The organism is Curtobacterium sp. MCSS17_015, assembly GCF_003234265.2.
Taxonomy (GTDB): Bacteria; Actinomycetota; Actinomycetes; order Actinomycetales; family Microbacteriaceae; genus Curtobacterium.
The window spans coordinates 822,142-834,425 of sequence record NZ_CP126256.1; the positions used below are offsets into that span (position 1 = coordinate 822,142).

Consider the following 12,284-nt stretch of genomic DNA (forward strand, 5'->3'; position numbering starts at 1 on the left):
GTCGGGCCCTGCCGATGCCAGGAGAACTCCGTCATGTCAGAACCGCTGCGCTCGTCGCCGCTCGAGGCCGCGCACGAGGCCGCCGGTGCCACGTTCACCGACTTCGCCGGGCACCGCATGCCGGTCCGGTACTCGTCCGACCTCGCCGAACACCACGCCGTGCGCCAGACCGCGGGTGTCTTCGACCTCTCGCACATGGCCGAGATCGGTGTGCAGGGGCCCGAGGCCGTGGCGTACCTCGACGCTGCGCTCGCCGGGTCGTTCGGCGCGATGCCGGTCGGTCGCGCGAAGTACTCGTTGCTCCTGACCGCGGACGGCGGGATCCTCGACGACCTCGTCGTCTACCGCACCGGTGACGACGTCTTCCTCGTCGTCGCGAACGCCGGCAACCGGGACGTCGCCGTCCGGGCCATGCAGGAGCGCGCCGCCGGCCACGACGTCCTCGTGACGGACGACTCCGACCGGACGGCCCTCGTCGCGATCCAGGGGCCGGCCGCGGCGGGTACGCTCGACGCCCTCGTCGTCGCCGACCGGCTGCAGCCGGAGACCCCGCTCGACGAACTCCGCTACTACCGCGTGCTCCACGCACTGTTCGACGGCAGCGAGGTCCTCATCGCCCGCACCGGGTACACCGGCGAGGACGGCTTCGAGCTGTACAGCGACACCGAGGTCGCCACGGTGATCTGGGACGCCCTGCTCGACGCCGGAGCCGAGCGTGGGGTCGTGCCCGCCGGACTCGCGGCGCGCGACACCCTCCGTCTCGAAGCAGGCATGCCGCTCTACGGCCACGAGCTCGACACCTCGGTCCGCCCGGCGCAGGCCGGGCTCGGCCGCGTCGTCGCCACCTCGGGCTCCTTCGTCGGCGACGCCGGCGTGCAGCCCGCCCCCGACGCCCGCGTGCTCGTCGGCATCGTGATGGAAGGACGCCGCGCTGCCCGTGCGGGGTACGACCTCCTGCGCGACGGAGCGGTCGTCGGCACCGTGACCTCCGGCGCCCTCTCGCCGACGCTCGGTCACCCGGTCGCGATGGCGTTCATCGACCCCGACTGCGCCGACGGGGGACAGGTCCTCCACATCGACGTCCGCGGTACCGCCATCCCCGGAACCGTCACCGCCCTCCCCTTCTACCGCCGCGCCTCGAAAGGCTGATCCCATGACCGACCAGACCGCACTGCAGTACACCAAGGACCACGAGTGGATCCTCGTCGAGGGCGACGTCGTCACCGTCGGCATCACCGACCACGCGGCCGAGCAGCTCGGTGACGTGGTCTACGTCGAGCTCCCCGCCGTGGGCACCACCACGACCGCCGGCGAGCAGCTCGGCGAGATCGAGTCCACCAAGAGCGTCGGCGAGCTCTTCGCCCCGATCGAGGGCGAGGTCGTCGAGGTCAACGACGCCGTCGTCGCCACCCCGGACACCGTCAACCAGGACCCGTTCGGCGCCGGCTGGCTCGTCAAGCTCAAGGTCGACGGGACCTCCTTCCCCGAGGACCTCATGGACCACGACACGTACCGGGCCTCGATCGCATGACCGCGGACCAGGACCTCACCACGTCGACGAACCTGCAGACCACCTTCGCCGACCGTCACATCGGGACGACCTCGGCCGAGCAGCAGGCCATGCTCGACGTCGTCGGGCAGCCGTCCCTCGACGCCCTCGTCCGCGCCGCCGTGCCCGAGTCGATCCACGCCGCCCCGATCGCGCACTCCTCCGTGCCGGCCGCGGTGGGGGAGACCGAGGCGCTCGCCGAGCTGCGTGGCGTCGCCGGGCGCAACACCGTCCGCCGCGCCATGATCGGCCTGGGGTACTCCGACACGCACACGCCAGCCGTCATCCAGCGGAACGTCCTCGAGAACCCGAGCTGGTACACGGCCTACACGCCGTACCAGCCCGAGATCTCGCAGGGACGCCTCGAAGCCCTCATCAACTTCCAGACGATGGTCTCCGACCTCACCGGCATGGCCACCGCGGGCGCCTCGATGCTCGACGAGGGCACGGCCGTGGTCGAGGGGATGCTCCTCGCCCGACGTGCCTCCAAGGTGCAGGGCGACGCGTTCCTCGTGGACGCCGACCTCCTGCCGCAGACCGCGGCGCTCCTCGGGCACCGTGCCGAAGCCGTCGGCATCACCCTGCGCGGCTTCGACGCTGCCGACGGTCCCACCGACGAGCAGCTCGACGGCGCGTTCGGCGTGGTCCTGCAGTACCCCGGTGCCTCCGGTCGGATCGTCGACCCGAGCCGGACCATCGAGCGCGTCCACGCCGGAGGCGGCATCGCCGTCGTCGCGGCCGACCTGCTCGCGATGACGCTGCTCGCGAGCCCCGGCGACCTCGGGGCGGACGTCGCGGTCGGGACCAGCCAGCGCTTCGGCGTCCCGCTCGGCTTCGGCGGCCCGCACGCCGGGTACCTCGCCGTCCGCGCGGGCCTCGAGCGCCAGCTGCCCGGCCGACTCGTCGGGGTCTCCTTCGACGCCGACGGCAGCATGGCCTACCGGCTCAGCCTGCAGACCCGCGAGCAGCACATCCGGCGGGAGAAGGCGACGAGCAACATCTGCACCGCGCAGGTGCTCCTCGCCGTCATGGCCTCGATGTACGCGGTCTACCACGGGCCCGAGGGCTTGCGCTTCATCGCGCAGCGGGTCGCCCGGACGACGACGGTGCTCGCCGAGGTCGCCCGTGCCGCCGGTGCCGACCTCGCGCACCACGGGTTCTTCGACACCCTGACGCTCCGGTTCGCCGGGCGTGCGGAGTCCGTCGTCGCCGCCGCGCACGACGCCGGCTACCTGCTCCACCTGGTGGACGCCGACACCCTGCAGCTGTCCGTCGACGAGACCACCACGCCGGAGGACCTCGTCGCCCTCGCCGCGGTGTTCGGTGCGACGGACGCGACCGTCCCGGCGACCGAGACCGCCGTGCGCGACGCTGTCCCGGGCCTCCCGGCCGGTCTCGAGCGTGCGAGTGCGTTCCTCACCCACCCGGTGTTCAGCGCCCACCGCAGCGAGACCCGGATGATGCGGTACCTCAAGCACCTGTCCGACAAGGACTACGCGCTCGACCGGGGCATGATCCCGCTCGGCAGCTGCACGATGAAGCTCAACGCGGCGACCGAGATGGCCGCCGTCACCTGGCCGGAGTTCGCCCGCCTGCACCCGTTCGCCCCGCGTGAGGACGTGCAGGGCTACCTCGCCATGATCGGTGACCTCGAGACCTGGCTCGCCGAGGTCACCGGGTACGACACCGTCTCGGTCCAGCCGAACGCCGGCAGCCAGGGCGAGCTCGCCGGACTCCTGGCGATCCGTGGGTACCACCGCTCGCGCGGGGACGAAGCACGCACGGTCTGCCTCATCCCGTCGAGCGCGCACGGGACGAACGCTGCGTCGGCGGTCCTCGCGGGCATGCGGGTCGTCGTCGTGGCGTGCGACGAGGACGGCAACGTCGACCTCGACGACCTGCGCGCGAAGACGGCCCAGCACGCCGAGCAGCTCGCCGCGCTCATGATCACCTACCCGTCGACGCACGGCGTGTACGAGCACGACATCACCGAGATCTGCGCCGCCGTGCACGACGCCGGCGGTCAGGTGTACGTCGACGGTGCGAACCTCAACGCGCTCCTCGGGCACGCCCGCTTCGGGGACTTCGGCGGGGACGTCTCGCACCTCAACCTGCACAAGACGTTCTGCATCCCGCACGGCGGTGGTGGTCCGGGCGTCGGGCCGGTCGCAGCCAAGGCGCACCTGGCACCGTTCCTGCCCGGGCACCCGATGGCACAGGACGCCGACCGTCGCACCGGCGCGGACGCGAACGCCGACGGCGACCGTCTCGCCCACGCCGGCGGACCGGTCTCGGCCGCGCCCTACGGCAGCCCGAGCATCCTGCCGATCACCTGGACCTACGTGCGGATGATGGGCGTCGAGGGGCTCACCCGCGCCACCGAGGTCGCCGTGCTCGGCGCGAACTACCTGGCGGCACGACTGCGCGAGGCGTTCCCGGTCCTCTACACGGGGGAGTCCGGCCTGGTCGCGCACGAGTGCATCCTCGACCTCCGTCCCCTGCGAGAGGCGACGGGCATCACGGTGGACGACGTCGCCAAGCGGCTCATCGACCACGGGTTCCACGCTCCGACGATGTCGTTCCCGGTCGCGGGCACGCTCATGGTCGAACCCACCGAGAGCGAGGACCTCGCCGAGCTCGACCGGTTCGTCGACGCGATGCTCGCCATCCGCGCGGAGGCCGACGCGGTCGCTCGCGGCGAGTGGCCGGCCGAGGACAACCCGCTCGTCAACGCGCCACACACCGCCGCGTCGGTGATCACGGGCGAGTGGCAGCACGCCTACACGCGTGAGCAGGCGGTCTACCCGTCGGCCGGGCAGGCCGGGCGGAAGTACTGGCCGCCGGTGCGCCGGATCGACCAGGCGTACGGCGACCGAAACCTCGTGTGCGCCTGCCCGCCGATCGAGGCGTTCGCGTAGTCGTCAGCGACGGCGACGACGGACGCAAGGCCCGTGGCGACCATGCCACGGGCCTCCCGTCCGTCGTGGTCCGGTACCGTGACGACGGGTGGAGCGCTCCGAACACGAGCCGTCGCCGATGGCACCTGTGGTTCATCGGAACGTCACCTGGACGATGCACGGACCTCGATGCAAACGCAACAGATCGAGCGCGGGATGACGAGGGACGCGCGGATGTTGCACTTTGCCGCAACGATCGTGCAACTTGGTTTCGGGCGTGTAACCGATGCGCGCTGGGTTTGGACGGGCCTGTCAGCACTGCCTACAGTTCAGGAGTCAAACGCGGCGGGAGGGACCTCTGTGCCCGGCGCGTCCCATGCACCAGGAGGAACTCTTGATCAAGAAGCGCGCTGGGCTCTCTGCCCTCGCCGTGCTCGGGGCCACAGCACTCGCCCTGACCGGCTGCTCCGGCAACGGTGGCGGAAGTGACTCGGGCTCCGGCTCGGGCTCCACGAACGCGAACGGCATCGTCACCACCAACGGCAGCGAGCCGCAGAACCCGCTCATCCCGTCGAACACCACCGAGACCGGTGGCGGCAAGATCATCACGTCGCTGTTCGATGGTCTGTTCACGTACGACGCCGACGGCAAGCCCGTCAAGGAACTGGCCAAGGACGTCTCGACCGACGACTCCAAGACCTTCGACATCACGATCAACACCGGGTGGAAGTTCACCAACGGTGAGGAGATCACCGCCGAGTCCTTCACGAAGGCGTGGAACTGGGCAGCGCAGAAGTCGAACGCGCAGGGCGCGAGCTACTTCTTCGAGAACATCGAGGGCTACGACGCCGAGAAGGACTCCGAGCTCACCGGCCTGAAGGTCGTCGACGACGACGAGTTCACCGTCACGCTCAAGTCGGCCCAGTCGGACTTCCCGCTGTCGCTCGGCTACAACGCCTTCGTGCCGCTCCCCTCGGCGTTCTACGACGACCCCAAGGCGTTCGGTGAGAACCCGATCGGCAACGGCCCGTACAAGCTCGACGGCGAAGGCGCCTGGACGCACAACCAGGACATCAAGCTCGTCGCGAACGAGGACTACCAGGGCAAGCGCAAGCCGAAGAACGGTGGTCTCACGATCACGTTCTACAGCTCGCAGGACACCGCGTACTCCGACGCACAGGGCGGCAACCTCGACGTCCTCGACGCCGTGCCGGACGCCGCGTTCTCGACCTACAAGTCGGACTTCCCCGACTCGAACGTCAACCAGGCCGCCGCGATCTTCCAGGCGATCTACCTGCCCTACTACCTCGACCACTGGAAGGGTGAAGAGGGCAAGCTCCGCCGCGAGGCGATCTCGATGTCGATCAACCGCAAGCAGATCACCGACAAGATCTTCCAGGGCACCCGCACCCCGGCCAAGGACTTCACCTCGCCGGTCATCGACGGTTGGTCGGACGACCTCGAGGGCTCTGACGTCCTGAAGTACGACAAGGCCGAGGCCAAGAAGCTCTGGGCCCAGGCCGACGAGATCTCGAAGTACGACGACACCCTCACCATCTCGTACAACGCCGACGGCGGGCACGAGGCGTGGGTGACCGCGGTCACCAACTCGATCTCGAACACGCTGGGCATCAAGGCCGAGGGCAACGCGCTCCCGACCTTCGCCGAGGCGCTCGCGCTCCAGACGGACGACAAGCTCACGGGCGGAAGCCGCACCGGTTGGCAGGCCGACTACCCGTCGCTGTACAACTTCCTCGGCCCGACCATGGGTGAGGGCTCGTCGAACAACTACTCGCGCTACGACTCGGCCGAGTTCAACGAGCTGCTCGACAAGGGCCGCTCGGCCTCGACCGTCGAAGAGGGCAACAAGTACTTCGACCAGGCGCAGGAGCTGCTGTTCGAGGACCTCCCCGAGATCCCGCTCTGGTACTCCAACGTGACCGGCGTGTGGGCTGCTGACAACGTCAAGAACGTCAAGTTCGGCTGGGACTCGGTGCCGCTGTACTACGACATCGAAGTCACCAAGTAACACCGGTCCTCTCAGAGGACCCATCGCGAGCAGGTATCCTGCTCCGCGGCCAACCGGACGGGGGTTCGGGGACCACACTGTCCCCGAACCCCCGTACCACGGCGGCTACACCTTCCCCCACGAACGCGGGCGCCGCCGCCCGCACCGGACACCCGTGCCGACCCTCGGACCGTCCACCCCACACGACATGAACCTGAACGACATGCGCGCAGCGAACCAGGCAGGGATCTGATGCTCTGGTACCTCGGCAAGCGCCTCCTGCAACTCATCCCCGTGTTCTTCGGGGCCACGTTCCTCATCTACTTCATGGTCTTCTCGCTGCCCGGCGACCCGATCGCCGCGCTGTTCGGCGACCGACAGCCGTCGCCGCAGGTGATCGAGCAGCTCCGGGCGCAGTACAACCTGGACAAGCCGTTCCTCGTCCAGTACCTCCTGTGGGTCGGCGGTCTCTTCCGCGGTGACCTCGGGCTGACGTACTCGGGCCTCCCGGTCAGCCAGCAGCTCGCGACCGCGTTCCCGATCACGGCTCGACTCGCGCTCCTCGCCCTCGTCTTCGAGGCCGTCGCCGGCATCGTCGTCGGCGTCATCGCGGGTCTCCGCAAGGGCAAGTGGTTCGACGCCACCGCGCTCGTCGTGTCGCTCCTGCTCATCTCGGTCCCGACCTTCGTCGTCGGCTTCGTGCTGCAGTACGTCTTCGGCATCAACCTCGGGCTCTTCCGGGTGACGGTGTCCGGTCAGGCGCCGTGGTCCGAACTCGTGCTGCCGGCGATCGTGCTCGCGACCGTGTCGTTCGCGTACATCGTGCGTCTGACGCGTGCGAGCGTCAGCGAGAACACCAGCGCCGACTTCGTCCGGACCGCGACCGCGAAGGGCCTGTCCCGTCGCCGTGTGGTCAGCGTCCACATCTTCCGGAACTCGCTCATCCCGGTCGTCACGTACCTCGGTGTCGACATCGGCAGCCTGATGGTCGGCGCGATCGTGACCGAGGGCATCTTCAACATCAACGGCGTCGGTGGGACGGTCTACAAGGCCGTCACCCTCGGCGAAGGCCCGACGGTCGTGTCGTTCGTCGCCGTGATGGTCATCATCTTCATGCTCGCCAACCTCCTGGTCGACCTGCTCTACGCCGTCCTGGACCCGAGGATCCGCTATGCCAAGTAACACCGAACCCCGTTCGGCGACGCACTACGTCGCACCGATCGAGGAGACCCCGCTGCAGGCGGTCGACCAGGTCAACGAGGACGAGAAGACCCGTTCCCTCTGGACCGACGCCTGGGAGTCGATGCGTCGTCGTCCGACGTTCTGGATCTCCGCCGTCCTCATCCTGCTCATCGTCGTCGTCGCCGTCGTGCCGGGGCTGTTCACGCACATCGACCCGCGTGCCGCGAACCTCGACTACAGCGACGAGGGCCCTCGCGCCGGTCACCCGCTCGGGTACACCCGCCAGGGTTCCGACGTGTACGCCCGCGTCATCTGGGGTGCGCAGAACTCCCTGATCGTCGGCCTGCTCGCGACCGTCCTCGTGACGATCGTCGGCATCGTCGTCGGTTCCATCGCCGGGTTCTACGGCGGATGGCTCGACGCGGTCGTGTCCCGCATCGCGGACATCTTCTTCTCGATCCCGACCGTCCTCGGCGCGATCGTCATCATGTCCGTGATCCCGCAGCGCAACGCGGTGACCGTGTCCCTCGTGCTCGCGGTGTTCGCCTGGCCGCAGATCGCCCGCATCATGCGTGGCGCCGTGCTCAGCGCCAGGCAGGCCGACTACGTGACCGCCTCCGCGGCCCTCGGCGTCGGGCGCTTCCAGACCCTGGTCAAGCACGTCATCCCGAACTCGCTCGCACCGGTCATCGTCGTCGCCACCGTCTCGCTCGGCACGTTCATCGTGGCCGAGGCGACGCTGTCGTTCCTCGGTATCGGTCTGCCGCCGTCGGCGCTCAGCTGGGGCCTCGACATCGGCACGGCGCGCACGTCGATCCGCACGAACCCGTCGACGATCTTCTGGCCGTCCGCCGCCCTGTCCATCACCGTGCTCGCGTTCCTCCTCCTCGGTGACGTGGTCCGCGACGCGCTCGACCCGAAGGCGAGGGCCCGCCGATGAGCGAGACACTCACCCAGCCGAACGCCCGCACGTCCGGCACCCCCGGCGCGCCGCTGCTCGAGATCACCGACCTGCACGTGGGGTTCCAGACGCAGAGCGGCCTCGTCCAGGCAGTCCGTGGCGTGAACATGACCCTCGAGCAGGGCGAGCGCCTCGCGATCGTGGGCGAGTCCGGCTCGGGCAAGTCCACCAGCGCCCAGGCGATCATCAAGTTGCTCCCGGGCACCGGCACGATCACCGGCGGCTCGATCAAGCTGAACGGGCGCGAGCTCGTCGGCCTCAGCGAGAAGCAGCTCGCCGAGATCCGCGGCACCGAGATCGGGTACGTCCCGCAGGACCCGATGTCGAACCTCAACCCGCTCTGGAAGATCGGGTTCCAGGTCGAGGAGGCCATCAAGGCGAACGGCATGGCGACCGGCAAGTCCGCCATCCGCGCCCGGGCGATCGAGGTCCTGCAGGAGGCCGGGCTCGGTGACGCCGAGAGCCGCCTCAAGCAGTACCCGCACGAGTTCTCCGGCGGCATGCGCCAGCGTGTGCTCATCGGAATCGGTCTGTCGAGCCGTCCGAAGCTGCTCATCGCCGACGAGCCGACCTCCGCGCTCGACGTCACCGTGCAGCGGGTCATCCTCGACCACCTCGAGAGCCTGACGCGCGACTTCGGCACCTCGGTGCTGTTCATCACCCACGACCTCGGTCTCGCCGCCGAGCGCGCCGAGAAGCTCGTGGTGATGTACAAGGGGCAGGTCGTCGAGGCCGGTCCGTCGAAGGAGATCCTGGCGAACCCGCAGCACCCGTACACACAGCGCCTCGTCGCTGCTGCGCCGTCGCTCGCGAGCCGCCGCATCCAGTCGAAGGTCCAGCACCAGTCGGTCGACATCGCTTTCGGTACCGGCAGCGAGGACGACGAACTCCTCGCCCGTGCCCACGAGCGTGAGAGCAAGCCGACCGAGGACCTCATCGTCGTCAAGGACCTGCAGAAGGTCTACAAGCTGCGCGGGCAGGGCGTCGCCACGCGTGAGCTGAAGGCCGTCGACGGTGTCTCGTTCTCGATCCCGAAGGGCACCACCACGGCGCTCGTCGGCGAGTCCGGCTCCGGCAAGTCGACGGTGGCGAAGCTCGTGCTGCAGCTGGAGTCGATCACGTCGGGCTCGGTGCAGTTCGACGGCATCGACATCGGCGCGCTCAAGGGCAAGGACCTGTTCGACTTCCGTCGTCGCGTCCAGCCGGTGTTCCAGGACCCGTACGGCTCGCTGGACCCGATGTACAACGTCGGGAACACGATCGCGGAGCCGCTCACCACGCACAAGGTCGGCGACAAGGCCTCCCGTCGTGCGCGGGTGCTCGAGCTGCTCGACCAGGTCGCGCTGCCGAAGTCGATGGTGAACCGCTACCCGAGCGAGCTGTCCGGTGGACAGCGCCAGCGCATCGCCGTCGCGCGTGCGCTCGCGCTCAAGCCCGAGGTCATCGTGCTCGACGAGGCGGTCTCGGCTCTCGACGTGCTCGTGCAGGGGCAGATCCTCGACCTGCTGACCGAGCTGCAGTCCGAGCTCGGCTTGACCTACCTGTTCATCACGCACGACCTCGCGGTGGTCCGCCTCGTCGCGGACAACGTCTGCGTCATGCGCAAGGGCCAGATCGTCGAGAAGGCGACGACTGACGAGGTCTTCGCCAACCCGCGTGAGCAGTACACGAAGGACCTGCTGGCCGCCATCCCCGGCGCGGGCTTCGAGTTCGGCCGCTGACCCGGACCGCTCCGCCGCCACCACGGAACGCGCCGCCCCGGTACCGGGGCGGCGCGTTCCGTCGTCTGCGGAGCGGACGGGAGGCACGTCCTGCCGCCGCCACACATCGTCCGGTCGTCGGACGGGTTCCGCCGTCCGACTGATGTGACGAGGACCCGTCGCTCCTAGCCTGGAAGCCGCGCACCGGCGCGACGGACGGTGGGCCCGTCGTGTTCGGCGCTCCCACCGACCTGCCCACCGACGCCGACCTCACCCGGGTCGGAGATGACGAGTCACACGATGAGTAGTGTCGCCGAGAAGCTCCAGCAGAAGACGAGACGTCCCAGTGGGACGCGTCAGGTCCGACTCCGCCTGGTGTACGTCGACTTCTGGTCGATGGTGAAGCTGTCGTTCCTCATCGCCCTGGCCGTGTCGATCGTGCTCGTCGTCGCCACGGCGCTCGTGTGGGGCGTCCTCGACCAGACCGGGGTGTTCGACAAGGCCGACGGGCTGTTGCAGGACGTCACCGGGCAGAGCAGCTACTCGCTCATGGACCAGTTCTCGCTGGGCCAGGTCGTCGGGTTCTCGATCGTGGTCGGCGTCCTCGACGTCGTCGTCGGGACCGTGCTGGGCGCCGTGGTCAGCGTCCTGTACAACCTCAGCGTGCGGATCACGGGCGGCGTCCTCGTGGGCCTCGCCAACGACTGAGACGTGTCGGGACCGCCGGCTCAGAGACGAGCGCCGGCCAGGCTCCCGGCGATGCCGAGCACCACCAGGGCCACGATCGCCCAGCCGTGCGCCTCGTGCACGATCGGCGCGGCCGTCACCGTGGCGGGGGGATCACCGTCGTACACGAGCGGCGGCGGGACGACGGCACGGATCTCGTCGGCCGCTGCGTCGACGTCCACCGGCACCGAGCCTCCCGGTCGGACGAGCGTGAGCCGGGCGTTCGGCCGGGGCGCGATCCAGACGCGGTGTTCACCCTGGTCGGTGACGACCTCGAGCCCGTACTTCGTCCGCACCGCCCGCACGCGCCGCCAGGCGAACCGGGTGGTGCGACGGACGTCCACGACGACCAGGGCGTCCGCCGTGAGTTCGATCCGCGGTCGCCACAGCACGACCCAGGCGAACCATGCGGTGAACAGTGACGGGACGGGGACGAGCAGCGCGGCACTCGGCCCGTTGGTGACGAGGCCGATGACGACGAGGGCTGCGGCGACGACCCAGAGGGCGACGGCGAAGCGGCGCATGTTCGTCGCGACGATCCGGGCGGGCATGGGGCAAGCCTATGAGACGACCTGCGCGAGGGCGACGAGAGCGCCTCCTCGGGACCACCAACCGAGCGGACCAGACAGGCCGTGCGCGTACCGGCGGAAGACCCGATGTCCCGAGGAGGCGAACCCGGAGGTCTTCGTCAGACCATGGTCACCCCGACGGGTCCGGCTGTCAACGGGTCGGACTGTCAACGGGTCGGACTGTCGGCGGATCAGGCGACGAGCAGCTCGATCTGCTCGCGGATGACCTCGGCGCGCGGGAACCGCAGTCCCACGAGCCCGACGTGTCGCCAGCGGACCACACCGTCGGGACCGATGACAAACACGGAACGACGGAGTCCGAGGCCCGGGACGTGGACGCCGTAGGCACGGATGACGTCCCCACCGACGTCCGAGAGCAGGGGGAAGGTGAGCGACGACCCGCGGGCGAAGCCCTCGTGCGAGTCGAGTCCCTGCGGACTGATGCCCCACACGACCGCGCCGAGGTCGCGGAAGTCGTCGAGTTCCTCCTGGTAGGAGCAGAGCTGCGCCGTGCAGACCGGGGTCGCGTCGCCGGGGTAGAAGGCGAGCACGACGGGGCGACCGATCTCGGACGCGAGCGAGTACTCGGCGTCGGTGCGGACGCCCTGGCGGACGAGCATGCCGGGGAGTGTGAAGCCCGGCGCCGCGGACCCGGTCTCGGGGATGGCCATGGCCCAACAGTACGGTCGGTC

General features: G+C 69.4%; 10 protein-coding genes. 8 read left to right on the forward strand and 2 right to left on the reverse strand.

From position 1 onward, the window contains the following. The first annotated feature begins 33 nt into the window (after positions 1-33). The 8 genes from gcvT to DEJ18_RS03925 all read left to right on the forward strand — a co-directional run bounded on the left by gcvT (position 34) and on the right by DEJ18_RS03925 (position 11,005). A complete protein-coding gene (gene gcvT / locus DEJ18_RS03890; protein WP_111209621.1) occupies positions 34-1,149 on the forward strand; it encodes a glycine cleavage system aminomethyltransferase GcvT in 1,116 nt (371 codons plus the stop codon). 4 nt (positions 1,150-1,153) lie between these two features. Next, a complete protein-coding gene (gene gcvH, locus DEJ18_RS03895) occupies positions 1,154-1,531 on the forward strand; it encodes a glycine cleavage system protein GcvH (RefSeq protein WP_110903296.1) in 378 nt (125 codons plus the stop codon). Continuing rightward, positions 1,528-4,467: an aminomethyl-transferring glycine dehydrogenase gene (gene gcvP, locus DEJ18_RS03900; protein ID WP_111209622.1), complete on the forward strand. Its 2,940-nt coding sequence runs from the start codon at positions 1,528-1,530 to the stop codon at positions 4,465-4,467. Before gcvH ends, gcvP begins: the two co-directional genes overlap by 4 nt. 373 nt (positions 4,468-4,840) lie before the next feature. Beyond that, positions 4,841-6,475, forward strand: coding sequence for a peptide ABC transporter substrate-binding protein (locus tag DEJ18_RS03905; protein ID WP_181434114.1), 1,635 nt, complete (start codon positions 4,841-4,843; stop codon positions 6,473-6,475). Between the two features lie 231 nt (positions 6,476-6,706). Continuing rightward, positions 6,707-7,636 carry an ABC transporter permease gene (locus DEJ18_RS03910; RefSeq protein ID WP_111081053.1) on the forward strand — a complete coding sequence of 310 codons (930 nt, stop codon included), beginning with the start codon at positions 6,707-6,709 and terminating at the stop codon, positions 7,634-7,636. Then, positions 7,626-8,576 (forward strand): ABC transporter permease, encoded by a 951-nt coding sequence (locus DEJ18_RS03915; RefSeq protein ID WP_111081052.1) that lies wholly within the window; start codon positions 7,626-7,628, stop codon positions 8,574-8,576. The genes DEJ18_RS03910 and DEJ18_RS03915 overlap by 11 nt, the downstream gene beginning before the upstream one ends. Next, entirely contained in the window at positions 8,573-10,318 is a 1,746-nt protein-coding gene (locus DEJ18_RS03920) for a dipeptide ABC transporter ATP-binding protein (protein ID WP_111209624.1), read from the forward strand. The genes DEJ18_RS03915 and DEJ18_RS03920 overlap by 4 nt, the downstream gene beginning before the upstream one ends. A 279-nt stretch (positions 10,319-10,597) precedes the next feature. Beyond that, positions 10,598-11,005, forward strand: a complete 408-nt coding sequence (locus tag DEJ18_RS03925) for a DUF3566 domain-containing protein (RefSeq protein ID WP_111209727.1) — start codon at positions 10,598-10,600, stop codon at positions 11,003-11,005. Positions 11,006-11,025: 20 nt separating this feature from the next. On the opposite strand, the gene DEJ18_RS03930 is transcribed toward DEJ18_RS03925, so the two are convergent. Continuing rightward, the gene (locus DEJ18_RS03930) at positions 11,026-11,574 is read right to left on the reverse strand and encodes a PH domain-containing protein (RefSeq protein WP_111081050.1); all 549 of its coding nucleotides are present in this window, start codon (positions 11,572-11,574) and stop codon (positions 11,026-11,028) included. 209 nt (positions 11,575-11,783) lie between these two features. Next, a complete protein-coding gene (locus tag DEJ18_RS03935; protein ID WP_111081049.1) occupies positions 11,784-12,263 on the reverse strand; it encodes a peroxiredoxin in 480 nt (159 codons plus the stop codon). Positions 12,264-12,284: the final 21 nt, after the last annotated feature.

What these genes read in the sequence shown, in the direction of transcription:
- gcvT (WP_111209621.1), top strand. Translation starts at nt 34, where the DNA reads ATGTCAGAACCGCTGCGCTCGTCGCCGCTCGAGGCCGCGCACGAGGCC.
- gcvH (WP_110903296.1), top strand. Translation starts at nt 1,154, where the DNA reads ATGACCGACCAGACCGCACTGCAGTACACCAAGGACCACGAGTGGATC.
- gcvP (WP_111209622.1), top strand. Translation starts at nt 1,528, where the DNA reads ATGACCGCGGACCAGGACCTCACCACGTCGACGAACCTGCAGACCACC.
- DEJ18_RS03910 (WP_111081053.1), top strand. Translation starts at nt 6,707, where the DNA reads ATGCTCTGGTACCTCGGCAAGCGCCTCCTGCAACTCATCCCCGTGTTC.
- DEJ18_RS03915 (WP_111081052.1), top strand. Translation starts at nt 7,626, where the DNA reads ATGCCAAGTAACACCGAACCCCGTTCGGCGACGCACTACGTCGCACCG.
- DEJ18_RS03920 (WP_111209624.1), top strand. Translation starts at nt 8,573, where the DNA reads ATGAGCGAGACACTCACCCAGCCGAACGCCCGCACGTCCGGCACCCCC.
- DEJ18_RS03925 (WP_111209727.1), top strand. Translation starts at nt 10,598, where the DNA reads ATGAGTAGTGTCGCCGAGAAGCTCCAGCAGAAGACGAGACGTCCCAGT.
- DEJ18_RS03930 (WP_111081050.1), bottom strand. Translation starts at nt 11,574, where the DNA reads ATGCCCGCCCGGATCGTCGCGACGAACATGCGCCGCTTCGCCGTCGCC.
- DEJ18_RS03935 (WP_111081049.1), bottom strand. Translation starts at nt 12,263, where the DNA reads ATGGCCATCCCCGAGACCGGGTCCGCGGCGCCGGGCTTCACACTCCCC.